The organism is Micromonospora cathayae, assembly GCF_028993575.1.
In the GTDB taxonomy this organism is placed as follows: domain Bacteria; phylum Actinomycetota; class Actinomycetes; order Mycobacteriales; family Micromonosporaceae; genus Micromonospora; species Micromonospora cathayae.
In genome coordinates this window covers 6734288-6761133 of record NZ_CP118615.1, presented here as the reverse complement: position 1 = coordinate 6761133, position 26846 = coordinate 6734288, and the positions used below count along the sequence as shown (strand labels likewise).

Sequence of the window (26846 nt, the reverse complement as noted above, 5' to 3'; positions counted from 1 at the left end):
ATCGACCCGCCCATCGACCCGACGCTCGCCCCGGTGATCGCCCGCACCGGCGACGAACGTGCCGTCCTGGAGGCTTTCCTCGACCTGCACCGTGGCGTGGTGCTCAAGAAGCTGCGCGGCCTGGCCGACAGCGAGGCGGCCCGCCGGCTGGTGCCGTCCGACACCACCGTCGCCGGGGTGGTCAAACACCTCACCATGGTCGAGGCGAACTGGTTTCCCCGGCTGCTCGCCCCCCGACCCGGCGACGAGCACCTGACCTCGGCGGAATCGGGCCGGGCGAGCTGGACGATCCGCGCCGGGGACACCGTCGAGCGGCTGGCCGCCGGGTACGAGGCGGCCTGCGCCCGCTCCCGCGAGGTCGCCGCCCGTTTCCCGCTGGACCACGTCGTGCCGCAGCCCCAGCTCGGCGAGGTGAACCTGCGGTGGATCTACGTCCACATGATCGAGGAGACCGCCCGGCACGTCGGGCACGCCGACATCCTGCGCGAGCTGACCGACGGGCAGACCGGGGCGGTCTGACCCGCCGGCCACCTGCGGCTCCGCGTCGCCCCCCCCGGCCTCAGCCGATTGGGCCGCCCCGGCGTCAGCGGGGTGGGTCTGCCCCGGCGTCAGCCGGGTGGTGGGAGCAGGCCGGGCGGGTACTCCATGCCGTCGTGCGTGCAGGCCGCCGCCGCGACCTCGGCCGCGTACCGGGCCGCCGACTCCGGGTCGGCCCCCCGCAGCCGCCCGGCCACGAACCCGGCCGCGAAGGCGTCACCGGCCCCGTTGCTGTCCACCACGGCAGCGGGTGGCACGGCGGCCGGGATCCGCGCCGGACCGTGGCCCGGCCGGTGCAGCACCGAGCCGTCCGCGCCGTGGGTGACCAGCACGGTACGGGGGGCCAGCGCGGCGGCCACCCGGCCCGCCGACGCGCCCAGCCGGACCCCGCTGACGAAGACCAGCTCGGCCAGGTCGGCGAACGGCCGGTGGTAGTCGTTCCCGCCGTCCCAGTCGTGCAGGTCGGTGGAGAGCCCGATGCCGGCCGGGAGGGCGGTGCGCAGGGCCGGCAGCAGCTCCCGCGTCCAATCCATGATCGACAAATGCACGTGGGCCGCCTGCCCGGCCAGCCCGGCCAGCTCGTCGACGGTGAACGGGGCCGGCCCGCGCCACGGGCGGGGATCGTGCAGCGACATCCGTCGGCCGGTCGGGTCGACCAGGTTCACCGACCGCCGGGTACCACCCGGATCGGTACGCAGCAGCGGGTGCACGCCGGTCCGCGCCAGCGCCGCCCGGACCACGTCGGCGGGCGGGTCGTCACCCAGCACGTCGACCAGCGCCACCCGCAGGCCGAGCGCGTGGGCGGCCAGCGCCACCCCGGCACCGGTGTTGCCGATCCGCAGGTCGATCGGATCGACCAGGAGCGAGTCGACCACCGGCAACGGGAACGTGGGCACGCGTACCCGGACGTCCACGCCCAGACCGCCGATCACCAACAGGTCGAACATGGCGCCGACGATATCGGGCCGCCGCCTCACTATCCTGTCGCCAGGGGTCGACGAGGGGAGCACGGTGCTGGTCGTCCACGGGTCGTGGCTGGTGGGCGTGGGGCTCGCCGTCTGGGGGGAGTCCAGCTCGGCGCCGGCCCGGCCAGCACGCCGGCCCGGCCGCCCGCCCCGGGAACGGCCGCACCCCTTCGCCGCCGACCACGCCACGTTGACCGCCGCGCTCGGGCCGGCCGCCACGGCGGCCACCGCCGGCAGCACGCCGCTCGTGCTGCCCACCCGCGGTGGCGTACCGCTCGACTCGCCGGAACTGGTCCGCACCGCCGCCGTGGACCCGCTGCGGGGTGCGGTCACCCCGGCCCGCTGGCAGGTGCCCACCCTGACGTACGCCCCGGCGGACGCCCTCACCCTGCTCCGCTGGATCGACGCCCTCGCCGGGGTGCCCGGGGCCGGCCTGCGGCACCTCGCCGCGCTGGCCGGGTTCGCCACCGACCTGGTGGCCCGGGGGCGGGTCCTTCCGGTCGTCCTGGACGACGAGCGGGCGGCGTACCCGGACCGCGCCGACCCGGACCACGGCGTCGCCGCCTGGCATCCCCTGCTCACCGGCGCGGACGCCGGCTGGGCGCGGGCGCTCACCCTGGCCCTGCCCCCGTCGGTCCGCGCCGACGGGGCAGCCGGGCCGGGTGAGGTGGTCGCCGACGCGTTGGACGCGCTCACCGACGCCGCCGCCCGGGCCGCCCTGGGTGACCTGCGCCTGCCCGGGACCGGTCGGGGCGACGCGGTCGCCGGCTGGCTCCGTGCGCTGATCGGCCCCCGGGGTGGCTTCCGCGCCGAGCCTGCCGAGCGGGACGCTCTCCGCGCCGAACTGGACGCCTGGCAGCGCGACGCGGTCGGTAGCCCGGTCCGGGCCAGCTTCCGCCTGGCCGCACCGCCGCCCGTCCCCGACCTGCCCACGGACGCCGACCTGCCGGGCGGTGATCCGGACAGCTGGCGGGTCGAGTTCGGTCTACAGGCCGCCGACGAGCCGAACCTGATGGTCGACGCCGCGACGGTGTGGCGGGACCCGGCCGGGGCGGCCGTGTTCGGGGACCGGGTCGACGACCCGCAGGAGACCCTCCTGGCCGAGCTGGGCCGGGCCAGCCGGCTCTGGCCGGCCCTGGACGACGCGCTGCGCACCGCCACCCCGGAGACGTTGACGCTGGACATCGAGGGCGCGCACCGGTTCCTCCGGGAGGGCGCGCCGGTGCTGCACGCCGCCGGGTTCGGGGTACTGCTGCCGACCTGGTGGCAGCGGCCGACGGCCCGGCTCGGCGCGCGGCTGACCGCCCGCAGCCGGACCGCCCCGGGCACCGTCGCGACCGCCGGCGGGGTCGGCCTGGACGCGCTGGTCGACTACCGGTGGGAGTTGGCCCTCGGCGACCAGCCGCTGACCGCCGACGAGCTGACCGAACTGGCGCGCCGGAAGACCCCGCTGGTCCGGCTGCGTGGCCAGTGGGTCGAGTTGGACCCCAGACGGCTCGCCGCCGGTCTGCGGCTGCTCCGGTCCTCCGGCGAGCTGACCGTCGCCGACCTGCTGCGGCTCGGTCTCGCCGACGGTGACGCCCCGGACGGGCTGCCGGTCGTGGAGATCAGCGCCGACGGGGCCCTCGGTGACCTGCTCTCCGGCCAGGCCGAACGGCGGCTCACCCCACTGGACCCGCCGCCGACCTTCACCGGGACGCTGCGGCCGTACCAGCGGCGGGGGCTGGCCTGGCTGGCGTTCCTCCAGTCGCTGGGGCTCGGCGGCATCCTCGCCGACGACATGGGGCTGGGCAAGACCGTGCAACTGCTCGCCCTGCTCGCCGCCGACCCGCCGGAGACCGGGCCGACCCTGCTGGTCTGCCCGATGTCGCTGGTCGGCAACTGGCAGCGGGAGGCGGCCCGGTTCACCCCGAAACTGCGGGTACACGTGCACCACGGCGCGGACCGGGCCCGGGGCGAGCGGTTCGCCGAGGCGGTGCACGACACCGACCTGATGATCACCACGTACTCGGTGGCGGCCCGGGACGCGGTGGCGTTGGCCGGCGTGGCCTGGCACCGGGTGGTGGTCGACGAGGCGCAGGCGATCAAGAACGCGGCGACCCGGCAGGCCGAGGCGGTCCGGCTGCTGCCGGCGCGGCACCGGATCGCGGTCACCGGCACGCCGGTGGAGAACCGGCTCGCCGACCTCTGGTCGATCATGCAGTTCGCCAATCCGGGCCTGCTCGGGCCGGCGGCCACGTTCCGCAAGAAGTACGCCGAACCGGTCGAGCGGCACGGCGACGAGGCCGCCGCCGCCCGGCTGCGCCGGATCACCGGTCCGTTCGTGCTGCGCCGGCTCAAGACCGACCGCTCGATCATCTCCGACCTGCCCGAGAAGCTGGAGATGGAGGTGCTCTGCAACCTCACCGCCGAGCAGGCCGGGCTCTACCGGGCGGTGGTGGACGACATGCTCGCGAAGATCGAGTCGGCCGACGGGATCGAGCGTCGTGGTCTGGTGCTGGCGACCATGACCAAGCTCAAGCAGGTCTGCAACCACCCCGCCCACCTGCTGCGGGACGGCTCGGCGCTGCCCGGCCGCTCCGGCAAGCTGGCCCGGCTGGAGGAGATCCTCGACGAGGTCCTGGCGGCGGGGGAGAAGGCCCTGCTGTTCAGCCAGTACGCCGAGTTCGGCGGGATGCTGCGCGGGCACCTGTCGGCCCGGTTCGGCCGGGAGGTGCTGTTCCTGCACGGTGGGGTGGGCAAGGCCGAACGGGACGAGATGGTGACCGGCTTCCAGGCCCCGGGCGGCCCGTCGGTGTTCGTCCTGTCGCTCAAGGCCGGCGGCACCGGGCTGACCCTGACCGCCGCCAACCACGTGGTGCACGTCGACCGGTGGTGGAATCCGGCGGTGGAGGACCAGGCCACCGACCGGGCGTTCCGGATCGGGCAGCGCCGGCGGGTCCAGGTCCGCAAGTTCGTCTGCGCGGGCACGGTCGAGGAGAAGGTGGCCACGATGATCACCGAGAAGCGCGGCCTGGCCGCGAAGGTGGTCGGCAGTGGTGAGCAGTGGCTCACCGAGCTGTCCACCGACCAGCTGCGGGACCTGTTCGTCCTCGACCCCGGGGCGGTGGTCGAGTGAGCGGCGACAACCCGTTCGCCGACTACGGGCCGCCCCGTCGGGTGTCCGGCGGCCTGCGGGCGCGCAGCACCCGGGGCGCGATCGGCCGGTCCTGGTGGTCCCGCCGGTTCCTGGAGGTGCTGGAGTCCTTCGCGCTCGGCACCCGACTGACCAGGGGCCGGGCGTACGCGCGCGCCGGGCAGGTGCTCACCCTGGAGGTCGCGCCCGGCACGGTGACCGCCGTGGTGCAGGGGTCCCGGGCGCAGCCGTACCAGGTCCGGATCGAGCTGGCCTGCTTTCCGGAGCCGCTGTGGGACCGGCTGGAGGAGGCGCTGGCCGCGCAGGCGTTCTTCAGCGCCCGGCTGCTCGCCGGTGACCTTCCGGGTGAGCTGGAGGAACTCTTCGCCGCCTCGGGCGCGCCGCTGTTCCCGGCCGGCGTGCACGAGCTGACCCAGACCTGCTCCTGCCCCGACTTCGCGGTGCCCTGCAAACACCTGGCGGCCACCTTCTACCTGCTCGCCGAGGCGTTCGACGCCGACCCGTTCCGGCTGCTGCACTGGCGCGGCCGGGAACGGGCCGAGTTGCTCGACCGCCTCCGGGCCCTGCGTGCCGCCCGCCCGACCACCCCTGGCCCGTCGACCACCCCCGGCCCGTCGACCACCCCCGGCCCGTCGACCACCCCCGGCCCGACCACTGCCGGGCCGTCGTCGTCCGTCGGGCCGGCGGATGCTGCCGGTACGGCGGCCGCTGCGGGGACGGGGGCCGCCGTCGGGCCGACCCCGGGCGGTGGGCCGGGCGCAGGGCCACGGGCCGCCGGCACCGCCCGGGTGCTGGCCGACCTGCCCGCCGTACCGGTGGCCGACCTGCTGGACCGGTTCTGGGTGCCACCGGTGCCGCTGCCCGAGCGGCCACCGACCCTGGCGACCGGCCCGGAGCTGCTGCTCCGCCAACTCGGACCGCCCGGCAGCGCCCTCGGTGGACCCGGCCTGACCGAGCGGCTTCGCCGCGCCTACCGTCGCCTCGGCACCGCCGCCGACAGCCCGTCCGACGGCCCGTGGCCCGCCGACGGCCCGTGGCCCGACGAGGGTCCGTGACCCGACGGTCCGTCCTGACGGTGCTGGGCGGGATCGACGGTGCCGGCAACCGTGCTGGTGCTGGTGCTGGTGGGGCTGGTGCGTCAGAGCCAGCGGCGCCGGTAGCGCCACATGAGCCCGGAGTTGACCAGGAGCACCACGGCGCAGACCGCCCCGGCGACCCGTCCGGCGAGTACGGTCATCGCCGGCAACGAGGCCCACAGCACGATCGTCAACAGCATCAGGTAGCGGCCACGACGCGCCCGCGCCCGCTGGTCGAGCCGGGCGAAGAACTGCGGGTCGCTCTCCCGCAGGTGTCGGGTGATCTGTTCGAACCTGCGCTGATCCTCTTTGCTGAGCATGGCGGTGCCTTCCCCTCACGCGGTTCAGCGGTTCGGCGGCATACCCGCTGCGGTGGCGGCTCACGCCCCTGCTGCTGCTTCTTTCCCGGGTGGAGGGCGGCCGGAGAGCAGGGAGATCGGCCCGCCCCAGTGTCGGCTTAGTGAAACCTTAAGTTTCACTGTGCCCGGTGACCGGGGTGGACAGCGCCCCGGACCGGCCGAACGTCACGTTCGGGACGTCGACGGGCGTGTCTGCCCTGCTGGGGACGCCGGCCACGGTAAGGGCGGGAAAGCCGGCCCGGCCGGGTCTGCTCAGCGGTGTCTTAAGTGGCCCACCGGATGCCTTCCGCCCTGCTTGAAGGGTGTCTACCGCTTGGTTACCTTGCCGTAGCACCCGCTCGGCGACGAGCAACCACTCGGTAGTAGCCGCCCACCTCCGTGCCATCGACCGGGCCCGGTCACGGCGGCGCCTGAAGCAGAAAACGGGATTGGTACATGGCCGACCAGAACGTGCCTCCACACCGGCCTCGGGACGAGGGCCGCTGGGACGGGCGACCGCACCCCACCTCGGACGGCTACCACCAGCCGCACCCGGCGCAGCCGTACCACGCGGCCGGTCACCCGCCGGCCGATCCGTACCACCGGGGACAGGACGGACCGCAGGGCGATCCCCGGACGCCGTACGCGTCCTGGCCCGGCCACCCCCAGCAGGCCGGACACCCGTACCAGTCGGGATATCCGCAGCAGCCGGCCCCCGCACCGCAGCCGGCCCACGCGCCCTGGCCGGGGCAGCCGCAGCCGTCGGCGCAGCAGGCCCCGTGGCCGGGCGTGGCCGAGCCGGCGCGTCGCGGACCGCAGTGGGTCGGCCCGGCGGGCCTCGGCCCGCAGGGGTACCCGGGCGGCAGCGACCGGGGACTGCCCAACCTGGACGATGACGACGACCACGGCCGGCGGGGTAGCCGCCGCAAGGCGTTGGCCGCGCTCGGCGGCACCGCCGCGGTGGTCGCCGGAGGCGCGGCGCTGGCGATGACCCCGCAGTTCCGGGGCCTGTTCGGTGAGGACGCGGCGGTCGCCGGGGACGCCACCGGCACGAAGGTCACCGACGGCAACGCGGCCCGCCCGAGCGGCCAGCAGCCCAGCACGGTGCGTACCTACACCGAGCAGAACGAGAGCTACATGGGCTCCCGGGCCGGTGCGGCGTTGAAGAAGAACACCCCGACCACCGGACGGATCTTCGCCGGCCCGGCCGCCGCCGCCGAGGCGACCGAGGTGACGGTCAAGACGGTGCTCGCCAAGGACCCGGTCCGGCACCTTGCCACCCGGACCACCTTCGGCGCGACGCCCAAGGTGCTCGCCGACATCAAGCGGATGGGTATCGACGCCTGGCTGCGCTGGCAGCTCGACCCGGAGAAGATCGCCCCCACCAAGGCGGAACTGAAGCTCAGCGAGCTGCCCACCCTGCGGATGACCTCGAAGCAGCTGCGCGAGCAGCGTGACATGCTCAACGAGAAGGGCGCGCAGCCGGAGAAGGAGATGGTGGACGCCACCATCGCCCGGCAGATCTGGTCGGACCGGCAGCTCTTCGAGGTGATGGTCGACTTCTGGAACGACTTCCTGCACGTCGCCGCCGACTTCGACGGCGGTGAGGTGTACCGGCACTCGTTCGACCTCGAGGTGGTCCGCAAGTACGCGCTGGCCAGCTACCCGGAGATGCTGGTCGCCGCGAACAAGCACCCCGCCCTGCTGCTGTACCTGAACCAGAACGACTCCCGCGCCGACGCGGTCAACGAGAACCTGGCCCGGGAGAACCTGGAGCTGTACTCGGTCGGGGTCGACGGCGGCTACACCGAGAAGGACGTCCGGCAGGCGGCGATGCTCCAGACCGGACGCGGCGTCGCCGACGGCGAGTACGTGTTCCGCGCCGACCGGCACTACGTCGGCAAGGTGAAGATCCTCGGCTTCAGCCACGCCAACGCGTCGAAGGACCCGGAGCAGGCCGACGCGGTGATCGACTCCTACATCCGGTACATCGCGCTGCACCCGTCCACCGCGAAGTACATCGCGCAGAGCCTGGCCACCCGGTTCGTCTCGGACACCCCGCCGAAGACCCTGGTGGACCGGCTCGCCAAGACGTACACGGCGAACAAGGGCCTGATCAAGCCGGTGCTGATGACCCTGTTCAGCTCGTCGGAGTTCTGGGCGTCGGTGGGGCAGAAGGTACGCCGCCCGATGGAGTACCTGATCGCCAGCTACCGGGTGCTCGGGGTCTCGCCCGAGGCGTCCCCGGACTACAAGGCCGACGACAACAAGCGCACCGCGTACGCCCGGGGGCTGCGGCAGATCCACGACAAGCTGCGCGAACTGGGGCAGTACCCGATGGGGCAGCCCACCCCGGACGGCTACCCGGACGTCTACCTGGCCTGGACGTCGGCCGGCACCATGGTCAACGGCTGGAACGAGGTCGGCGACATCGTCAACGGCTACCGCAAGGCGTTCTCGTACGTGAAGCCGGAGAAGCTGGTCGCCAAACCGCCGGCCACCGCCGGGGCGTACGTGGACGCGCTCGCCCTGCGGCTGGTGCACCAGAAGCTGACCGCGAAGGAGAAGGCGCTGATCCTCGGCGTCGCCGGGGTGTCGGCCGGTACGAAGGTCGACGCCACGTTCAACGGGGCCGTCACCGCCGTCGCGCGGGCGATCCTCGCGTCCCCCCAGCACCACCTCCGGTGAGGCACCCGATGGAGAAGACTGTGCACACGTACCCCCTGCACCCCGAATGCCCGGACCTGCGCCGGCTGGCGGACGACCCGGCGGAGGCGCTGCTGCGGGCCGAGGCCGACGTGGTGGCCGCCGAGAACGCCGCCGAGCGGGACCGCTACCTGCGCCTGGAGGCGGCGGAGGAGGCCCAGCAGGACGGTCGCGGGGTGACCCGGCGGACCTTCGTCGCCGGGGCCGCCGCCACCGCCACCGCGCTGGCCACCGCGCAGTTCGTCACCACCTCGGCGTCGTTCGCCGCCACCAAGACCGGCACCCTGATCCACGTCTTCCTCTACGGCGGACTGGACGGGCTGAGCCTGGTCGCCCCGGCGTCCGACCCGGTGCTCACCAAGGCCCGCCCCGACCTGACCCTCGGCGAGGACTCCCTGGCCCTGGCCAGGGGCTTCAAACTGACCAGCGCCTTCTCCCCGCTGGAGAAGTGGCTCAAGGCCGGGCAGCTCGGTTTCGTCCCGGCGGTCTCCGACGAGCGGCTGTCCCGCAGCCACTTCCAGGCCGCCGACGCCTGCAACCTGGGCGGCCTGCCCGGCGAGACCGGCGGCCGGGGCTGGCTGGACAGCCTGGTGGACGCGCTCGGCAAGGGCACCGCGTTCCGCAGCGTCGGGATCGGCAGCACGCTGCCCCGCTCGCTGGTCGGCACGAACGGCGCGCTGTCGCTGAACAGTGTGGGCTCGCTGCGGCTCAACGGCGACGAGAAGTTCCGGGCCGCCACCGAGAAGGCGATCAAGGGGCTGTTCACCGGGATCAACCACCCGGTCGAGGAGGCCGTCCAGGACGGGCTCGGCGCGCTCGCCACCGCGCAGAAGCTCGCCGCGCAGCCGTACCAGGCCGCCGAGGGGATCGAGTACCGGGGCGTCGGCAACGCGTTCAAGCAGCTCGCCCAGCTCATCAAGGGTGGGGCGAACGTCCGGGTCGCCACCGTCGGCATGGGCGGCTACGACACCCACGAGAACCAGGGCACCCGGGAGGGCGGCCAGCTCTGGCGGCGGCTCAACGAGCTGGCCCAGGCGATGGCCGACTTCTTCACCGACCTGGGCGACAAGGCCGACGACGTGACCATCGTGGTGTCCAGCGAGTTCGGCCGGCGGGTCGCCTCCAACGGCGGCGGCACCGACCACGGCCACGGCGGCGTGGTCACCGTGCTGTCCGGCCGCAAGCTCGCCGGTTCGCTGCTCGGCACCTGGAACGGACTGGACGACCTGGACAGCGGGGACGTGCCCGAGTACAACAACATGTTCAACGTGTACGGTTCCGTCGCGCAGGGCCGCTTCGGCCTGACCAACGCGGAGGTGGACAAGATCTTCCCCCGGATGAAGTACACCCCGATCAAGCTGTACGCGTGACGTACCCCGGCACCCACGCCGCCGGCCGCCGCAGCGGGACCCCGTCCCGGTCCGGCGGCCGGTCGGCTGCCGTCGTACCCCCGCGGGTGCCGGCCCGGCGCGGCCCCGCCGGCCGGCGCGCGGTGCTCGCGGTGCTCTGGGCCGGGCTGGTCCTGGCCGTGCTGCCCTGGTGGTTGCAGACGCCGGACGAGTCGCTGCGCACCACCACCGCGACGCTGACCGCCGCCGGCCGGATCACCGGCCTGGTCGCCGGCTACCTGCTGCTGGTCCAGGTGCTGCTGATGAGCCGGCTGCCGGTGCTGGAACGCCGGCTCGGCACCGAGCAGATCACCCGCTGGCACCGCGACATCGGGGTGACCCTGCTGGTCGCGGTGCTCGCGCACGTCTCGTTCACCCTCACCGGGTACGCCCGGCTCCAGCGTCAGTCGGTGCTGGCGGAGGCCGGCATCCTGCTGCGCGACTACGAGGACATGGTGGGCGCGTTCGTCGCCGCCGGCATCCTGGCGCTGCTCGGCTTCACCGGCGTCCGGGCGATCCGCACCGCCCTGCCCTACGAGCTGTGGCACCACCTGCACCTGAGCAGCTACCTGGTGCTGCTGCTCGGCTTCGGCCACCAGTTCGCGCACGGCCAGCAACTGTTCCGGCCCGGCCCGGTCCGCACCGGCTGGATCGTGGCGTACCTGCTGGTGGCAGCCGCCCTGGTGTGGGGCCGGCTGGTGCTGCCGCTGCGGTTCAACCTGCGGCACGACCTGCGGGTCGCGGACGTGGTGGCGGAGAGCCGGGACACCGTCTCCATCTACCTGACCGGCCGTCGGCTGGACCGGCTCGACCTGGCCGGCGGGCAGTTCCTGCGCTGGCGGTTCCTCACCGCGGGCCGCTGGTGGCAGGCGCACCCGTTCTCCCCGTCGGCGGCCGGCAACGGGCGCTGGCTGCGGCTGACCGTCAAGGTGGTCGGCCGGCACACCGCCGACCTGCGTAACCTCGCCCCGGGCACCCGGGTCTGGGCGGAAGGGCCGTCCGGCACGTTCACCGCCGCGCACCGCACCCGCGACCGGGCGCTGCTGATCGCCGGCGGCAGCGGCATCACCCCGATCCGGGCGCTGCTGGAGGAACTGCCGCCGGGCGCGGCCCTGATCTACCGCGCCCGTACCCCCGACGACGTGCTGCTGCACCGTGAGCTGGACTGGCTGGCGGAGGCCCGGCAGACCGACGTCTGGTACGTGATCGGTTCCCGGCACGACCCCGGGCCCCGGCAGATGATGAGCCCCGAGGGGTTGCGCCAACTGGTGCCGGACCTGACCGAACGGGACGTCTGGCTGTGCGGTCCGCCCGGCCTGGTCGAGGCGACGGTCCGGGCGCTGCGCCGGGCCGGTGTGCCGCGCCGGCAGATCCACCTCGCCACGTTCGAGCTGTAGGAAGGTGCCCCGCATGCGTCGCGCGTTGCTCGCCGTCACCGGCCTGGCGGCCGGCACGACCCTACTGGTCGTGCTCAAGGGCGCCCCGGAGACCACCCCGGTCGCCGGGCTGGCCGCCCCGGAGCGCCCACCGGTGGTGCCCGCGCCGTCCGGGTCCGCGCCGGTGCCGCGCCCGACGGCCACCGCGCCCCGGGCCACCGCCACCGGCAGCGACGACGACGCGTCGGCCCGGCCCACGCCGAGCCGGAGCACCCGGACCCCCGCCGCCCGTACCACCACCACCGCGCCGGCGCCCCGCCGCAGTACCGCGCCACCGTCGACCGGCCGGCGGACGGTGACCGGCCCGGTGGTCGGCAACGAGTACGGCAACGTCCAGGTGCAGATCACCCTGGTCGGCACCCGGATCGTCGACGTGAAGGCGTTGGAGCTGCCCGAGGAGACCGCCGAGTCCGACCGGCGCAGCTCCTCGGTGAACAAGCGGTACAGCGGCCCGGACGGGGAGGTGGTCCAGCGGCAGGACGCCGACCTGGACACCGTCTCCGGGGCCACCGCGACCAGCGACGCGTACCAGCAGTCGTTGCAGGCCGCCATCGACGCCGCCCGTCGCTGACATGCCGTCGGCCCGTCCCGGGCTGCGCCGGGTCGAGCAGGTCATGGGTACGCCGATCAGTCTGGACCTGGCCGACGACCTGTCCCGGGCCACCCTCGACGCGCTGGCCGACGAGGTGTTCGGCTGGCTGCGCGAGGTCGACGCCCGGTTCAGCACGTACCGGGCCGACAGCGAGGTGTGCCGCCTCGACCGGGGCGAGCTGCCGCTCGCCGCCGCGTCTGCGGACCTGCGGCTGGTGCTGGAGCGCTGCGCCGACCTGTGGCGGGCCACCGACGGGTTCTTCGACGTGTACGCCACCGGGCCGCTCGACCCGTCCGGGTACGTCAAGGGCTGGGCGGCCCAGGTCGCCTCGGACCGGCTGCTCGCCGCCGGCGCGGCCAACCACTGCCTGAACGCCGGTGGCGACGTCCGGGTACGTGGGCACTCGGCGACCGGGCGGCCGTGGCGGATCGGCGTCCAGCACCCCTGGGACCGTACCGCCACCTGCCTGGTGGTCACCGGCACCGACCTGGCGGTGGCCACCTCCGGGGTGTACGAACGCGGTCACCACGTGCTCGACCCCCGGCAGCGGACCCCCGCCCGGGGGCTGCGGTCGGTGACCGTGGCCGGCCCGGACCTGGGGGTCGCCGACGCGTACGCCACCGCCGCGATGGCGATGGGTCCGGCCGGGCCGGCCTGGCTCGACGCGCTGGCCGGGTACGGGTACGCGGTGGTCACCGACGCCGGTCGCTGCCGCTGCTCGCCCGACCTGCCGCTGGCCTGACGGCACGTTGGCGCGGTCCGCCGCGCCGTCCGCGCCGACCTGCGCGTACGTCAGCTGGGCTTACGTCAGATGGGCTTACGTCAGCGGGGCGGGCGGCTGCCGACGGGTCGGACGCCCAGCGGGCGTGGCCGGCCCGGCCGGGAACCGGTCGGTCTGCTTCCCGGCCGGCGGTACGGTCGCCGGTGGTGCGGTGGTGGGCCGGCCCCGTCGGGGCGGCGGGCCGGATCGTCCATGAGCGTCGTTCCCCCGATCGTGGCGCGCGGCGGTCGGTGTGTCACCGGGCCGGTGCCGACCGCGCCGTCGCCCGGATCAACGAGTCCGCGACCGGCGGGGACGTGGCGACCCGGACCGGGACCCGGTAGGCAGTAGCCGGCCGGGGTGGCCGATAGCCGGCCGGGGCCAGCGGAGCCGGGCCGCAGCGGCCGCGCCGGGCCAGGTGGCAGCGGCCGTGCGGGGCCGGGGCGCAGCGGCCGCGCCGGGCCAGGGGACGACCTGGCGGGGAAGCTCAGTAGCCGCGGCGGGGCAGCGGGAGCTTGCCGGGGAGCGCCTCGGCGGGCAGCGCGATCCCGGTGGCACGCAACGCGTCGACCAGCACGTTCTGCACCAGGTACGAGTCGGGGAGCCGCCAGCGGGCCTGTTCGGGGGCGAGCGCCCAGCGCACCGGCCCCTCCGGCAGCCGGGTGGGCGGGGCGGGAATCCACGAGCCGACGCCATGCCGGACGACGTGGAAGCAGTGGTCCAGTTCCGGCCGCAGCGGGTCACCGGGGCGGACCAGGAACATCCAGCGCCCGGTCGGGGTGGCCGCGATCGGGCCGCGGGCCCGGTCCGCCGGGTGGGCGCGGATCGATTCGAACACCTGCCGTCCCAGGTACGCCGGCACCTCCAGCACGTCGAAGGCGCGACCGGTGGGGAGGAGCACCCCGTGCGGGCGGGTGTGCCACCACATGGCCACCCGGGCCGGGTCGGTGGTGGCCGCGAGGTCCCAGTTCTCCAGCGCGGGGTGGCAGCCCACGGTCGGGCAGCCGGCCCGCCCGCAGACGAACCGGCTGCGGGCCAGGCAGGCACCGGGGGTGACCTCCCAGCCGTGCAGCGCGTACCGGACCGCGATCCGGCGTAGCCGCACCCGTTCCAGGGGTGACAGATGGACGACGCGCGGTCCGACGGTTCCCCACATATCGCTCCTCTCAGCGTCTGGTGTGTCACGTCGGGCCGCAGGCTCCGTCACCGCCGTCATCGGCGATCGTTTCTCGTGACAACACGACCGATGCAAGTTGCACGAAAGCTATGAGGTTCCGCCGAAAGGGGGCCGCACTAGCTGTGCGACCAGCGAAAACCCGACACTGACGGACAACCGATCCTGTGGTCTGCTGCCGGAATGCTGTCGGGTAGGGGAGGAGCAGCGACATGGACGAACTACCCATCGGGCGGCGGGTGGCCTACTGGCGGGGACGGCGGAAGATGTCCCAGCAGGTGTTCGCCGACCGGCTGGGCAAGTCCAAGAGCTGGGTCGACAAGATCGAACGCGGGGTACGCCGGCTCGACAAGTTCTCGGTGCTCTACGAGATCGCCGACATCCTCCAGCTCGACGTGCAGTTGCTGCTCGGCAAGGACCCGGACCGTCGCAGCGACGCGCTGAACTGCATCGACCAGCTTGAGGTCGACCAGATCCGGGCGGCCCTGGAGCGGTACGACGCGCTCAGCGCCTACTTCGACGCCGCGCCGTACCCGCCGATGCTCAGCGACATGCGCAAGGCGGTGAACCACGCCTGGCTCACCTACCAGTACGGCCGGTACGGGATGCTGACCCGGGCGCTGCCGAAGCTGCTGCGCGACGCCCAGGCGGCCGACGCCGCGTACGGCGCGGACGACCAGAGCCGGGAGGCGGCCCACCTGCTCGGCCAGGTGTACCAGATCGCCTCCTCGGTGCTGCGCAAGCTCGGCGACTCCGAGCTGGCCTGGCTCGCCGCCGACCGGGCGATGGCGGTCTCCCAGCGCGCCGACGACCAACTCCTCGCCGGCATCGCCACCACCCGGGTCGGCAACGCGCTGCTCGCCATGGGCCGGGCCCGCTCGGCGCTGGAGCTGAACCTGCGGATCGCCAACCGGCTCGCGCCCGGTGGCGGCAACGACGCGTCCCCGGAGCGCCTCTCGGTGTACGGGCTGCTGCTGCTCCAGGCCGCGATGGCCGCCGCCCGTACCGGTGACTCGGCCACCGTGGACGACCTGCTCGACGGCGCGCAGGAGGCCGCGCACCGGCTCGGCGGCGACCACAACCACTACTGGACCTGCTTCGGGCCGACCAACCTGAAGCTGCACCGGGCCGCCGCCGCCGTCGAGCTGGGCGACGGCGGCCGGGCCGTGGAAACCCACCTCGCCATCGACCCGCCGTCGTTCAACGGGCTGCTGCCGGAGCGGCGGGCCCACCACATGCTCGACATCGCCCGGGGCTTCGCCCAGATCGGCGACGTCTCCGCCGCCGGGGAGATGCTCGTCCGGGGCGACCGGCTCGCCCCGTCGGAGATCCGGTGCCGGCCGATCGCCCACGAGGTGATGTCGGACATCCTGCGTCGCACACGGGGTGCGCCGTCCGCGCCGATCGCGGAGTTGGCTGAGCACATGGGAGTCGGAATATGAACGCGGTCGGAGTGAACGACCGCCACCAGGTGCTGTACGTGATCGTCTGCGGTTCGCCGCTGGCCGGGCGGGTCGACCGGCTGGTCGAGCTGGCCCAGCGCGACGGTTGGCAGGTCTGCGTCGTCGCCACGCCCGACGGGGCGAAGTTCGTCGACGCGGCGGCGCTGGCCCGGCAGACCGGTCATCCGGTACGCACCAGCTACAAGAACCCGGGCGACCCGGACGTCCTGCCCCCGCCGGACGCGCTGGTGGTCTGCCCGGCCACGGTCAACTCGGTCAACAAGTGGGCCGCCGGGATCACCGACACGCTCGCCCTGGGCCTGCTGGTCGAGGCGCAGGGCAGAGGGTTGCCGATCGTGGCGGTGCCGTTCACCAACGACGCGATGGCCGTCCACCCGGCCTTCCGGGCCGCGCTCGACCGGCTCCGCGAGTGGGGGGTGACGGTGCTCTTCGGTGACGACGTGTACCGGCTGCATCCGCCCGGCACCGGTGACCGGCACCTGCACACCTTCCCCTGGCACCTGCCGGTGGGCGCGCTGCGCGCCCGGCTCTGCCCCGCCCCCTGATCCGGTGCACGGGGGTGCCCGGCCGCCGCTGCACGTGCGGCCGGGCACCCCTGCCAACTCCTGCGGCGGCGCGCGCAACGACCGGCCGGTACGCCGGGTGGCACCGGGTCGACGCCCCGACGCCGGTAAGCTGGCCCGCCGTGAGCACAACCGGATCCCCGCCACCGACGGTGGCCGACGTGGTGGCCGTGCTGGAGCGGCGGTACCCGCCGTCCTGGGCCGAACCGTGGGACCGGGTGGGGCTGGTGCTCGGCGAGCCCACCGCCGTCGTCCGCCGGGTCGCCTGCGTGGTGGACGTGGTCCCGGAGACGGTCGCCGAAGCGCTCGCCGTCGGTGCCGACCTGATCGTCGCGCACCACCCGCTGCTGCTGCGCGGAGTGTCCTCGGTCGCCCCGACCACCTTCAAGGGGCGCATCGTGCACCAGCTCATCAAGCGGGACGTGGCGCTGTACGTGGCGCACACCAACGCCGACGTGGCGAACCCGGGGGTCTCCGACGCGCTCGCCGCCCGGCTCGGCCTGACCGGGCTCCGTCCGCTGCACCCGGCCGCCCCGGGCAGCCCGGCCCACGGACAGGGGCGCGGCATCGGCCGGATCGGCGAGCTGCCCCGGCCGATGACCCTGGCCGAGCTGACCCGGCACGCCGCCGCCGTGCTCCCGCCGACCGCCTGGGGGGTACGCGCCGCCGGCGACCCGGACCGCGAGGTGCGTACCATCGCGGTGAGCGGTGGCTCGGGCGACGGGTTCCTCACCGCCGCCACGGCCGCCGGGGTGGACGCCTTCCTCACCGCCGACCTGCGGCACCACCCGGCCGGCGAGCACCTCGCCGAGGGCGGCCCGGCCCTGCTGGACGCCGCCCACTGGGCCACTGAACGACCCTGGCTGGACGACCTGGCCGGGCACCTGCGGGCGGCGGGCGTCGAGACGTACGTCTCCGACCTGGACACCGACCCGTGGACCGTGCACGCCGACAGCCCCACCCCGCCGGTGGACCGCAGCATCCCGCCCCCCGCCGCGGACGACGACAAGGAGCCCCGACCGTGAAGGCTGAACCGGCAGTCCAACGCCGCCTGCTCGACCTCCAGGCCATCGACACCTCCCTGGCCCAGCTCGCCCACCGCCGCCGGACCCTGCCCGAGCACGCCGAACTCGACGCCCTGGCCCGGGAGCTGTCCACCCTGGAGGACCAGCGGGTCCGCGCCCAGGTGGCGGTGGACGACCTGGACCGCGACATCGCCCGGATCGAGAAGGACGTCGACCAGGTCCGGACCCGCAAGCGCCGCAACGAGGACCGGCTCGCCGCCGGCAGCGGCCCGGCCCGCGAGCTGGAGGCGCTCCAGCACGAGCTGACCTCGCTGAACCGTCGGCAGAGCGACCTGGAGGACGCCGAACTGGAGCTGATGGAGCAGCGGGAGACCGCGCAGTCCGTCCTCGACGGGATCGCGCAGCGGCTGGCCGAGGCCCGCGACCGGCGTACCGGGGTCGAGCAGCGGCGCGACGCCACCCTGGCCGAGATCGCCAAGGAGGAGGAGTTCAAGCGGACCAGCCGGCAGCCGCTCGCCGCCGACCTCCCGGCCGACCTGGTCACCCTGTACGACAAGATCCGCGAGTCGACCGGGCTGGGCGCGGCGCTGCTGCGCGGCGGACGCTGCGGCGGCTGCCGGCTCGACCTGTCCGGGGCCGACCGGGCCCGGATCGCCAAGGCCGCCCCGGACGAGGTGGTGCGCTGCGAGGAGTGCCGCCGGATCATGGTCCGCACGAACGAATCCGGCCTGTGAGCCTGGACGAGGTGGTCGTCGAGGCCGACGGGGGCTCCCGGGGCAACCCCGGCCCGGCCGGCTACGGCGCGGTGGTCCGCGAGGCGGCCAGCGGCGAGGTGCTGCTCGAGCGGTCCGAGGCGATCGGCACCGCCACCAACAACGTCGCCGAGTACCGGGGTCTGATCGCCGGGCTGGCCGCCGCCGCCGAGCTGGGCGCGTCCCGGGTCGAGGCCCGGATGGACTCCAAGCTGGTCGTCGAGCAGATGTGCGGCCGGTGGCAGATCAAGCACCCGGGGCTGCGTCCGCTGGCCGCCGAGGCCGCCGCGCTGGTGCGCCGGTTCGACGCGGTGACGTTCACCTGGATCCCCCGGGAACGCAACCGGCACGCCGACGCGCTCGCCAACGCCGCGATGGACGTCGCCGCCGGCCGCGCCCCGAAGGGCACCCCCGCCGCGCCGTCCCGGGCCGGCGAGCCTTCGCGTACCGCCGGGCCTTCACGTACCGGCGAGCCTTCGCGTGAGGTGGCCGCCCCCGACTCGCCGGCCCGCGCCGCCGCCCGCGAGGCCGCCGCCCGCGCCCAGACCCGTCCCGCCGCCGCTCCTGCTCCGGCCTCCGCCGGCGGCGGGACGACCGGCCTGCCCGCCGACGGCGGGCAGGCCGGCCCGGCCGCTGTCGGTACCGACCCGGCGACCGCGCCCGCCTCCTGGGAGCCGCGCGGCACCACCGAGGCGACCCGGCTGGTGCTGGTCCGGCACGGCCAGACCGAGTGGACCGCGCAGCGCCGCTACTCCGGCCGGGGTGACGTGCCGTTGTCGGTGGTCGGCCGGGAGCAGGCGCGGGCCACCGCCGCGCGGGTGGCCGCCCTCGCGCCGGAGGTCGCGGCCGTGGTCAGCTCACCGCTGTCCCGCTGTACGGCCACCGCCCGGCCGATCGCCGTCGCGCTGGGCGGTGTCCCGGTGCGGACTCTCGACGACCTGGTCGAGTGTGACTTCGGTGCCTGGGAGGGACGCACGTTCGCCGAGGTACGCCAGGAGTGGCCGGGCGAGCTGGACGCCTGGCTGGCCTCCACGGCGGTGGCCCCGCCGGACGGCGAGTCCTTCGTCGACGTGTCCGCCCGGGTCGACCGGGCCCGGGCCGGGCTGCTCGACCGGTACCCGGGCCAGACCGTGGTGGTGGTCTCGCACGTCTCCCCGATCAAGATTCTGCTCCGGGACGCGCTGGCCGCCGGGGACGCCCTCCTGCACCGGCTCTACCTCGACCCGGCCGGGATCTCGGTGCTCGACGTCTGGGCCGACGGTGGGGTCGCCGTCCGCTCGGTCAACGACACCGCCCACCTCGCCAAGATCGGGTAATTCCCACCTGGCGGGAGGGATTTGGGATTTCCGTGCGGGGGGCGGGCCGAACCGTTGACAGCCGCACCTGACCAGGCCGAAGATCAGATTCGTGCGTAGCATCCACCTGACGAAGCGGGGTCACATCGACCTCCTGCGCGTCGCCAGCGCCGCCTGTCGACGCTCCCTCTGACGCCGGGTCCTTCCGCACCTTCTCTCGCGCGACCATCGCCGACACCTCTGCCCCGCCACGGGTCTCCGGCCCCGTGGCGTGTCCGCCTGCGCGCCCATCTCCCCTGACAGGAGACCGCTCCGTGCTGCCCAGAAGACACCTACCTCGACTTGCCGCCACCGTGGTGAGTGTGGCGCTCCTCGCCACCCTGGCCCCGGCCGGGCCGGCCGCCGCCTCCGCGCTGCCCGAGGTGCCGTCCCGCCCCGTCGATCTCGCCCACGTACGCGAATGGCCGCAGCAGAACGCGCTGCCGGTCTGGCCGGACAACCCGGCCGACGCGTCCATCCCGATCGGCGTTCTTCCGTACGACGAGATCGCACCGAAACTCAACGCCCTCCAGCGTGCCAGCGACCGGGTCTCGGCGCGGGTGGCCGGGAAGTCCGCCGGCGGCTACGACCTCTACGCGGTCACCGTCACCGCCCCGGAGACCCGGACCGAGGCGCGCCGCCAGGAAGCCTGGAAGCGCCTCATCGAGGACGAGCCGGTCCGGGCCCGACAGGACCGCGACCTGCTCGCCCACTACAAGACCCCGCTGTTCGTCAACGCCAACATCCACGGCAACGAGTGGGAGGGGACCGACGCGGCGCTGCGGGTCATCGAGGATCTCGCCACCAGCACCAGCCCCGAGGTCGCCGAGCTGCTGGAACGCAACCGGCTGGTGTTCAACGTGACGGCCAACCCGGACGGCCGGGTCGCCGGCACCCGGGCCAACGGCAACGGGTACGACCTCAACCGGGACCTGACCATCGTCGCGCAGCCCGAGACCGCCCTGATCCGCGACCTGATCGTCGACACCAAGCCGATCATCACTCTCGATCTGCACGGGTACGTCAGCCCGACCCTGCTGCACCCGAGCACCCCACCGCACAACGTCAACAACGAGTACGACCTGTTCATCAAGCACGCCCTGCCGAACGCCCTGGCCATCGAGCAGGACCTGCGCGGCCTCGGGTACGCCGAGACCCAGCGCGCCCGGATCCCGTTCCGGGACGACGCGCCGGGTGTGTGGGACGACTTCCCGCCGATCTACGTACCGTCGTTCGCGCTGCTCCAGAGCAGCATCCCGTACACCATCGAGGCCCCGCTCAACCCGCGCGGCGGCAACCTCACCCCCGCCGAGCGGGTCCGTCGCTCCGGCATCAACACGGACGTGCACGAGGTGGCCATCCGCACCTCGCTGCGGTACATCCAGGAGCACCGGACCGAGGTGCTGCACGACCAGGCCGAGGTCTACCGCCGGGGCTGGGCCGGTGAACCGCTGCGCGACGTCCCGGACGGCTTCGTGCCCGGCTGGGGACCGGAGGACGACTACCGCACCACCTTCCCCCGGGCGTACGTGATCCCGACCGGTGCCGGCCAGCGGTCCGGTCCCGCCGCCGCCCGGCTGGTCGACCTGTTGATCGACAGTGGTGGCCGGGTGTGGCGGGCCAAGCAGGCGTTCACCGCTGACGGGAAGCGCTACCCGGCCGGTTCGTACGTGATCGACCTGCACCAACCCAAGCGGGGCCTGGTCAACTCGTTGCTCGAACCGGGAGCCGACATCACCGACCGGGTGAACGACCTGTACGCCGGCCCGGCGGCCTGGAGCCAGGGACTGACCTGGGGGGCCACCGTCGACACCCTGTGGGACACCCTGCCCGACGTGAAGCTGGAGCGGACCTGGGACGGCCAGGCCGAGGGCGACCTGCCGGCAGGCCGTGCCGACCTGCGGCTCGACCTGCGCGACGCCGCCGACCTGCGTACGGTCAACAAGCTGCTGGACGCCGGCGTCGCGGTGTACCGGCTCGCGGACGGGTCGGTGGTGGTGCCGGGTACCCCGGCCAACCGGAAACTGGCCCGTGCCGAGGTCCGGGCACAGGGAGTCACCTTCACCGATGCCCCGGACGGCTGGCGGGGTACCCCGCTGGACCGGGTCGTCGTCGGTTACCTGGGCACCGTCGAGGAACGGGACACCCTCGCCGAACTCGGCTTCCCCACCCGGGCGGTGACCGCCGCCACGCTGGCCGGCACGTTGACCGACGACGTGGACGTGCTGCTCGTCGCCGGTAACCTCAACCTGGCGAACCTGACCGTCGAGAACCGGGCGGCCCTGGACCGTTTCCTCGCCCGGGGCGGCGGTGTGGTCGGCCTCGGCACCCCCGGGGCGTCCTTCGGTAACGCGTCCGGGCTGCTCAGCGTGACCGCCACCGCCGCACCCGGCCTGGCCAGCGGAGTGGCGAACATCGTCAACCAGGGCGGGCCGGTGACCGGCTCGGCCATCCCGCACGCGTTCGTCAGCCAGCCGGTCTGGTTCACCAACCTGGGTGCCGGGGTCGAGGTCGAGCAGACGTACGCCGCCGATCCGCTGCTCGCCGGCTGGTGGGCCACCGGCGGCGTGAACGGGCAGCTCGCCGCTGCCGGCCAGGCCAGCATCGTGCGGACCGTGTCGCCGGCCGGCAACGGGGTGGTGCTGTTCGGCACCGACCCGACGTTCCGCCTGCACCCCAAGGGTCTGCAACCGCAGCTCGGCCGGGCCGTGCTCTGGGCCGCCCGGCGGTGACCCCGACCGGTTGAGCCGACGGAAGGGCCCGGACGCCGACCGGTCCGGGCCCTTCCGTCCCGCTGGGCGATGCCGCTCGGCGCACCCGGTACGCCGCTCGGCGCAGTGACTCGCGGTAGCGGGTGACGGCGGTCACAACATCGATAACCTCCGGTCCGTCACTGGTCGCTACGACGTCCCCGGAGGTGGTCCCATGGCCGCACCCGAACCGGAGCCACCCACCCCGCCACCACCCGGCGCGACCCCGCCCGACCCGCCGTCACCAGGCACGACACCGCCCGGTGCGCCGCGTTCCCGGGCCAAGGACCACAGCCCGTGGAACTGGCTGCTCTTCGTGCCGATCGTGGTGCCGCTGATCCCGGTGCTGTTCAACAGCGACCAGCCCCGGATCTTCGGCTTCCCGCGCTTCTACTGGCTCCAGTTGGCGTACATCCTGCTCGGCGTCGCCACCACCACGCTGGTGTACCGGATGACCAGGAAACGGGGTGGCAGCCGGTGAGCGCGAGGAGCGAGCCGGGCCTGCGAGCCCCGCAGTCGCGAACGCAGGTGGTGTGCTGATGTGGCGCGACCACCTCACCGAGATCGTCGTCTTCACGGTGCTGTTCCTGCTGGTCAGTGGGATGGGTTTCGTGGCCGCCCGGTGGCGCGCCCCGAAGGACATGGCCCACCTGGACGAGTGGGGGCTGGGCGGCCGCAGCTTCGGCGGCTGGATCACCTGGTTCCTGGTCGGCGGTGACCTCTACACCGCGTACACCTTCGTCGCGGTGCCGGCGCTGGTGTTCGGGGCCGGCGCGGCCGGGTTCTTCGCCGTGCCGTACACCATCGTCATCTACCCGATGGTGTTCCTGGTGCTGGTCCGGCTCTGGTCGGTGTCGCACCGGCACGGCTTCGTCACCCCGGCCGACTTCGTCCGCAAGCGCTTCGACTCGCCGGTGCTCGCACTGCTCATCGCGGTCACCGGGATCGTCGCCACCATGCCGTACATCGCGCTGCAACTGGTCGGCATCGAGGCGGTACTGAAGACCATGGGGGTGACCGGGGAGAACGCCCTGGCCCGGCACCTGCCGATCATCGTGGCGTTCGCCATCCTCGCCGCCTACACGTACCAGTCGGGGCTGCGCGCGCCCGCGCTGATCGCCTTCGTCAAGGACACCCTGATCTACATCGTCATCCTGGTGGCGGTGTTCTGGCTGCCGTACAAGCTGGGCGGCTGGGGGGAGATCTTCGACGCGGCGGACGCCAAGTTCGCCGCCTCGGCCAACCCGAACGACGGCATCCTGCTGAACGCCAACAACCAGCTCCAGTACGTCACCCTGGCGTTCGGTTCGGCGTTGGCGCTGTTCCTGTACCCGCACAGCCTCACCGGCGTGCTGGCCAGCCGGAACCGGGACGTGATCAAGCGGAACATGTCCGCGCTGCCCGCGTACAGCCTGCTGTTGGGGTTGATCGCGCTGCTCGGCTACATGGCGATCGCGGCCGACGTGGCACCGCTGCCCGGCGCGAAGGAGGGCACGGTCGACAGCAACACCGTGGTCCCGGTCCTGTTCGACCAGCAGTTCCCGGACTGGTTCGCCGGGGTGGCGTACGCGGCCATCGGTATCGGCGCGCTCGTCCCGGCGGCGATCATGTCGATCGCGGCGGCGAACCTGTTCACCCGCAACATCTACAAGGAGTACCTGAAGCGGGACGCCACCCCCGCCCAGGAGGCCAACGTCTCCAAGATCACGTCACTGGTGGTGAAGGTCGGCGCGGTCGCCTGCATCGTCTTCCTCGACCCGCAGTTCTCCATCGACCTGCAACTCATCGGCGGTGTGATCATCCTCCAGACCCTGCCGGCGGTAGCGCTCGGCCTCTACACCCGCTGGTTCCACCGGGGCGCGCTGATCGCCGGCTGGGCCGCCGGCATGGGGCTGGGCATGTGGATGCTCTACCAGATTCCCAACCCCGCGAACGGCCGGAAGCACTTCGGCGGCTCCGCCTTCCCGCTCGCCGAGTTCGGCGTCGACACCAGGAAGACCATCTACGTCGGGATCGTCGCGGTCCTGGTCAACCTGGTCGTCGCCGCCGTCGTCACGCTCGTCCTGCGGGCCGCGAAGGTGGCCGACGGCGCCGACGGCACCGAACCGGACGACTACTTCGCCGACGAGGGCGACGCCCGGGTCACCCCCGGCCCGGACCGGGACGCCGACTCCGCCCGCGAGCCGGTCGCCTGAGCCGCCCGTACGGGACCCGTCCCTACACCCGTCAGGGACGGGTCCCCGTCGCCGCTCAGCGCAGCGCGCGGTAGAGCAGGAAACAGCCGATCGCCGTACCGAACACCACGATCAGGGACTTCAGCACCGCCGGCGGCAGTCGGCGGACCAGCCGCGCGCCCGCGTACCCGCCGACCAGGGTGGCCGGCGCGACCACCGCCACCGCCACCCAGTTCACCGGCCCGAACACCGCGAAGATCACCACCGTGGTCACCCCGACCACGGCCGACAGCAGGTTCTTCAGCGCCGTCACCCGGGCCAGGGTCTCGTCCAGCACCAGCGCCAGCCCGGCCACCAGCATCACCCCCAGCGCCGCGCCGAAGTACCCCCCGTACACCGAACCGAGCAGCACCATCGCCTGGAGGGTGACCGTCCCGCGACGCGGCCCCAGGTCGCGCGGGTGGCCGACCAGCCGGCGCAGCGGGTCCTGGAACGCCAGCACCGCCGTCGCCGCCAGCACCAGGAACGGTACGACCAGCTCGAAGGCCCGTGCCGGGGTGTTCAACAGCAGCAGCGTCCCGCCGACCGTGCCCAGCACGGCGGTCGGCACCAGCGTCGCCACCGCCCGCCGGGGCGGCAGGTCCCGCCAGCTGCCGGCCACGGCCGCCAGGTAGCCGGGGGAGACCGCCATCGAGTTGGATACGTTCGCCGGCACCGGGGGCAGCCCGGCGGCGAGCAACGCCGGAAAGGTGATCAGGGAACCGCCGCCGGCCACCGCGTTGACCGTACCCGCGGCGAGACCGGCCGCGAGCAGCAGCGCGACGTCGGAGAAGTCCATGGCGTGCCGAGACTACCGCCGCCCACCACCGTCCCGGTCGGCCGGCGCATGGTGGATACGACCAACGGCGTTCAACCACCTCGTTCGTCTATGGGCAGTTTGCTACTTGTTGTTTTCTGGCTAATGATCGATATGAATCAACTAGGGTGGTTTTCGTCGGCTCGAACCGCCGGTTGAGGAGCAGCCACGTGTGGAACGCTGGCGAGCGGGACACCGCAGACCGGAGCCCGGCGGCACCACCCGGGAGCCGATCGGCCGCGAACCGGATCTTCGCGTACCTGGTCCTGCTCGCCTGGCACGGCCTGGTGGTCGTCGGCTTCCTTGTCCTCGTCGACCGGCAGTCCGGAATGCGGGTGAACCATGGCAACTCGCCGCAGGAAGACATGTGGATCTTCGGGGTGACCATCGGCGCGCCAGTGCTTTTCGGCACCCTGCTGGTCGGCCTGACACTGCTCAAGAAGCTCCTGACGAGCAGCCGGATCACGTCGGGCATCGTGCTCGGCACCGTCGCCGCCGCGCCGGCACTCCTGTTCGTGGCAGTGGCCGCCGTCCCGGTCCTGCGCTGAACGTGCGGGCCTGGTTGGTCGTGGCCGACACGAGCGCCTTTCCGGTAGTCGTGGCGCGACGGAAAGCTACCGGATGCTCGGGTGTCGTGGCGCACTGCGGGTCCGCCGGTCGCTCCCGACCGGGCCGCAGGATCGACTGTCGTAGGCTGCCCTGGTGACGGTGGCTGGTTCCGGTGCGATGACTGGCTCCGGCGCGGCGGCCGGTGACCGTCGGCGGGGTGACATCTCGGTCACCCGGATCGCCCAGCTCGCCGGGGTGTCGGTGCCCACCGTCTCCAAGGTCCTCAACGGACGGGCCGGGGTCGCCGACAGCACCCGGCAGCGGGTCGAGGACATCATCCGGGAGAACGGCTACCGGCGGCCCGAGGCGGCCGGGCCGAGCCCCGTGGTGGAGGTGCTCTTCCCGTCCCTGGACACCCCGTGGGCGCTGGAGATCCTGCGCGGCGTCACCGAGGTCGCCGGCCCCCGTGGCCTCGCGGTCGCGGTCACCGAGATGCAGGGGCGGACCGTACCGCCGCGTACCTGGGCGCAGGACGTGCTGGCCCGCCGTCCGGTCGGGGTCATCGCCATCACCGCCCGGCTCACCGGCGGCCAGCAGGCCCAACTGGCCAGCCGCCGGATGCCGCTGGTCGCCCTGGACCCCACCGGCGACCCCCAGCACGAGGCCCCGTCCGTGGGGGCGATGAACTGGAACGGCGGCCTCGCGGCGGCCCGGCACCTGCTGGAGCTGGGCCACCGGCGGATCGCAGTGCTCACCGGGCCGGCGGACCTGCTGTGCTGCCGGGCCCGCCTGGACGGCTTCCGGGCCGGGCTCGACGCCGCCGGGGTCACGGCCGACCCGGACCTGGTACGCACCGGGGAGCTGATCGCGGACGAGGGCGTACGGGTGGCCCGGGAACTGCTGGCGCTGGCCGACCCACCGACCGCGATCTTCACCGCCAACGACCTCCAGGCGTTCGGGGTGTACGCCGCCGCCCACGGCGCCGGGGTGCGGATCCCGGCCGACCTGAGCGTGGTCGGCTTCGACGACCTGCCGGTCGCGCAGTGGTCGGTGCCTGCGCTGACCACGGTGCGGCAACCGCTGCTGCGGATGGGCGCGACCGCGATGGACCTGCTGCTGACCCTGGCGGCGGGCCGGGAGCCCGCCTCCGACCGGATCGAGCTGCCCACCGTCCTGATCCCCCGGGCCAGCACCGCCCCGCCCCGGAGCAGCACCACCGGGCCGGGTACGGCGGTCGCCCCGGCGGAACAGCCGGGGCGACCGCTGGCGTGA

Annotated in this window: 23 protein-coding genes; 19 read left to right on the top strand and 4 right to left on the bottom strand. The window is 73.8% G+C overall.

From position 1 onward, the window contains the following. Positions 1 to 33: 33 nt before the first annotated feature. Entirely contained in the window at positions 34 to 519 is a 486-nt protein-coding gene (locus tag PVK37_RS29710) for a DinB family protein (protein ID WP_275035279.1), read from the top strand. An 89-nt stretch (positions 520 to 608) separates the two neighbouring features. Here the strand turns inward: PVK37_RS29710 and PVK37_RS29705 are convergent, their stop codons facing one another. Further along, the gene (locus PVK37_RS29705) at positions 609 to 1484 is read right to left on the bottom strand and encodes a carbohydrate kinase family protein (RefSeq protein ID WP_275031135.1); all 876 of its coding nucleotides are present in this window, start codon (positions 1482 to 1484) and stop codon (positions 609 to 611) included. Between the two features lie 64 nt (positions 1485 to 1548). Between PVK37_RS29705 and PVK37_RS29700 the strand changes: the two genes are divergently transcribed. Together PVK37_RS29700 and PVK37_RS29695 are read left to right on the top strand one after the other, a co-directional pair. After that, positions 1549 to 4620 (top strand): DEAD/DEAH box helicase, encoded by a 3072-nt coding sequence (locus tag PVK37_RS29700; protein WP_275031134.1) that lies wholly within the window; start codon positions 1549 to 1551, stop codon positions 4618 to 4620. Next, complete coding sequence (locus PVK37_RS29695; protein WP_275031133.1) at positions 4617 to 5693, top strand: SWIM zinc finger family protein; 1077 nt, start codon at positions 4617 to 4619, stop codon at positions 5691 to 5693. The genes PVK37_RS29700 and PVK37_RS29695 overlap by 4 nt, the downstream gene beginning before the upstream one ends. An 83-nt stretch (positions 5694 to 5776) precedes the next feature. Here PVK37_RS29695 and PVK37_RS29690 read toward each other — a convergent pair whose 3' ends face one another. Beyond that, entirely contained in the window at positions 5777 to 6034 is a 258-nt protein-coding gene (locus PVK37_RS29690; RefSeq protein ID WP_275031130.1) for a DUF3040 domain-containing protein, read from the bottom strand. Positions 6035 to 6508: 474 nt separating this feature from the next. On the opposite strand from PVK37_RS29690, the gene PVK37_RS29685 reads away from it, so the two are divergent. From PVK37_RS29685 to PVK37_RS29665, 5 genes are read left to right on the top strand one after another with little or no spacing between them, the layout of a single operon-like run. After that, a complete protein-coding gene (locus tag PVK37_RS29685) occupies positions 6509 to 8740 on the top strand; it encodes a DUF1800 domain-containing protein (RefSeq protein ID WP_275031127.1) in 2232 nt (743 codons plus the stop codon). Between the two features lie 20 nt (positions 8741 to 8760). After that, positions 8761 to 10128, top strand: a complete 1368-nt coding sequence (locus PVK37_RS29680; protein WP_275031125.1) for a DUF1501 domain-containing protein — start codon at positions 8761 to 8763, stop codon at positions 10126 to 10128. After that, positions 10125 to 11543 carry a ferredoxin reductase family protein gene (locus tag PVK37_RS29675; protein WP_275031123.1) on the top strand — a complete coding sequence of 473 codons (1419 nt, stop codon included), beginning with the start codon at positions 10125 to 10127 and terminating at the stop codon, positions 11541 to 11543. Before PVK37_RS29680 ends, PVK37_RS29675 begins: the two co-directional genes overlap by 4 nt. A gap of 13 nt (positions 11544 to 11556) precedes the next feature. Then, the gene (locus PVK37_RS29670; RefSeq protein ID WP_275031122.1) at positions 11557 to 12153 is read left to right on the top strand and encodes an FMN-binding protein; all 597 of its coding nucleotides are present in this window, start codon (positions 11557 to 11559) and stop codon (positions 12151 to 12153) included. A gap of 43 nt (positions 12154 to 12196) precedes the next feature. Next, positions 12197 to 12916 (top strand): FAD:protein FMN transferase, encoded by a 720-nt coding sequence (locus PVK37_RS29665; protein ID WP_275035278.1) that lies wholly within the window; start codon positions 12197 to 12199, stop codon positions 12914 to 12916. A gap of 505 nt (positions 12917 to 13421) precedes the next feature. Here PVK37_RS29665 and PVK37_RS29660 read toward each other — a convergent pair. Continuing rightward, entirely contained in the window at positions 13422 to 14090 is a 669-nt protein-coding gene (locus PVK37_RS29660) for a bifunctional DNA primase/polymerase (RefSeq protein ID WP_275031121.1), read from the bottom strand. A gap of 230 nt (positions 14091 to 14320) precedes the next feature. Here PVK37_RS29660 and PVK37_RS29655 point away from each other — a divergent pair, with 230 nt between their 5' ends. From PVK37_RS29655 to mctP, 9 genes are all read left to right on the top strand, one after another. Next, on the top strand, positions 14321 to 15550 hold the full coding sequence (locus tag PVK37_RS29655) for a helix-turn-helix domain-containing protein (protein ID WP_275031120.1): 1230 nt from the start codon (positions 14321 to 14323) through the stop codon (positions 15548 to 15550). Further along, the gene (locus PVK37_RS29650; protein ID WP_275031118.1) at positions 15547 to 16116 is read left to right on the top strand and encodes a flavoprotein; all 570 of its coding nucleotides are present in this window, start codon (positions 15547 to 15549) and stop codon (positions 16114 to 16116) included. Before PVK37_RS29655 ends, PVK37_RS29650 begins: the two co-directional genes overlap by 4 nt. Before the next feature lie 140 nt (positions 16117 to 16256). Then, positions 16257 to 17159, top strand: coding sequence for a Nif3-like dinuclear metal center hexameric protein (locus tag PVK37_RS29645; protein ID WP_275031117.1), 903 nt, complete (start codon positions 16257 to 16259; stop codon positions 17157 to 17159). Continuing rightward, positions 17156 to 17893, top strand: coding sequence for a zinc ribbon domain-containing protein (locus PVK37_RS29640; RefSeq protein ID WP_275031116.1), 738 nt, complete (start codon positions 17156 to 17158; stop codon positions 17891 to 17893). Before PVK37_RS29645 ends, PVK37_RS29640 begins: the two co-directional genes overlap by 4 nt. Next, entirely contained in the window at positions 17890 to 19227 is a 1338-nt protein-coding gene (locus PVK37_RS29635) for a bifunctional RNase H/acid phosphatase (RefSeq protein WP_275031115.1), read from the top strand. Before PVK37_RS29640 ends, PVK37_RS29635 begins: the two co-directional genes overlap by 4 nt. 91 nt (positions 19228 to 19318) lie before the next feature. Beyond that, positions 19319 to 19399, top strand: a complete 81-nt coding sequence (locus PVK37_RS31955; RefSeq protein WP_423791120.1) for a putative leader peptide — start codon at positions 19319 to 19321, stop codon at positions 19397 to 19399. Between the two features lie 121 nt (positions 19400 to 19520). Then, a complete protein-coding gene (locus PVK37_RS29630; RefSeq protein WP_275031114.1) occupies positions 19521 to 21977 on the top strand; it encodes a M14 family zinc carboxypeptidase in 2457 nt (818 codons plus the stop codon). A 193-nt stretch (positions 21978 to 22170) separates the two neighbouring features. After that, positions 22171 to 22476, top strand: a complete 306-nt coding sequence (locus tag PVK37_RS31950; RefSeq protein WP_423790969.1) for a DUF3311 domain-containing protein — start codon at positions 22171 to 22173, stop codon at positions 22474 to 22476. A 58-nt stretch (positions 22477 to 22534) separates the two neighbouring features. After that, entirely contained in the window at positions 22535 to 24190 is a 1656-nt protein-coding gene (gene mctP / locus PVK37_RS29620) for a monocarboxylate uptake permease MctP (protein ID WP_275031112.1), read from the top strand. Positions 24191 to 24245: 55 nt separating this feature from the next. Here the strand turns inward: mctP and PVK37_RS29615 are convergent, their stop codons facing one another. Continuing rightward, the gene (locus PVK37_RS29615; RefSeq protein WP_275031110.1) at positions 24246 to 25007 is read right to left on the bottom strand and encodes a sulfite exporter TauE/SafE family protein; all 762 of its coding nucleotides are present in this window, start codon (positions 25005 to 25007) and stop codon (positions 24246 to 24248) included. A gap of 188 nt (positions 25008 to 25195) precedes the next feature. Here PVK37_RS29615 and PVK37_RS29610 point away from each other — a divergent pair, with 188 nt between their 5' ends. After that, positions 25196 to 25573, top strand: a complete 378-nt coding sequence (locus tag PVK37_RS29610) for a hypothetical protein (protein WP_275031109.1) — start codon at positions 25196 to 25198, stop codon at positions 25571 to 25573. Positions 25574 to 25727: 154 nt separating this feature from the next. After that, positions 25728 to 26846: a LacI family DNA-binding transcriptional regulator gene (locus tag PVK37_RS29605; protein ID WP_275031108.1), complete on the top strand. Its 1119-nt coding sequence runs from the start codon at positions 25728 to 25730 to the stop codon at positions 26844 to 26846.

Excerpts from the sequence above, each read along its gene's own strand:
- PVK37_RS29705 (WP_275031135.1), bottom strand. The coding sequence starts at position 1,484 with ATGTTCGACCTGTTGGTGATCGGCGGTCTGGGCGTGGACGTCCGGGTA.
- PVK37_RS29690 (WP_275031130.1), bottom strand. The coding sequence starts at position 6,034 with ATGCTCAGCAAAGAGGATCAGCGCAGGTTCGAACAGATCACCCGACAC.
- PVK37_RS29685 (WP_275031127.1), top strand. The coding sequence starts at position 6,509 with ATGGCCGACCAGAACGTGCCTCCACACCGGCCTCGGGACGAGGGCCGC.
- PVK37_RS29670 (WP_275031122.1), top strand. The coding sequence starts at position 11,557 with ATGCGTCGCGCGTTGCTCGCCGTCACCGGCCTGGCGGCCGGCACGACC.
- PVK37_RS29665 (WP_275035278.1), top strand. The coding sequence starts at position 12,197 with ATGGGTACGCCGATCAGTCTGGACCTGGCCGACGACCTGTCCCGGGCC.
- PVK37_RS29660 (WP_275031121.1), bottom strand. The coding sequence starts at position 14,090 with ATGTGGGGAACCGTCGGACCGCGCGTCGTCCATCTGTCACCCCTGGAA.
- PVK37_RS29655 (WP_275031120.1), top strand. The coding sequence starts at position 14,321 with ATGGACGAACTACCCATCGGGCGGCGGGTGGCCTACTGGCGGGGACGG.
- PVK37_RS29650 (WP_275031118.1), top strand. The coding sequence starts at position 15,547 with ATGAACGCGGTCGGAGTGAACGACCGCCACCAGGTGCTGTACGTGATC.
- PVK37_RS31950 (WP_423790969.1), top strand. The coding sequence starts at position 22,171 with ATGGCCGCACCCGAACCGGAGCCACCCACCCCGCCACCACCCGGCGCG.
- mctP (WP_275031112.1), top strand. The coding sequence starts at position 22,535 with ATGTGGCGCGACCACCTCACCGAGATCGTCGTCTTCACGGTGCTGTTC.
- PVK37_RS29615 (WP_275031110.1), bottom strand. The coding sequence starts at position 25,007 with ATGGACTTCTCCGACGTCGCGCTGCTGCTCGCGGCCGGTCTCGCCGCG.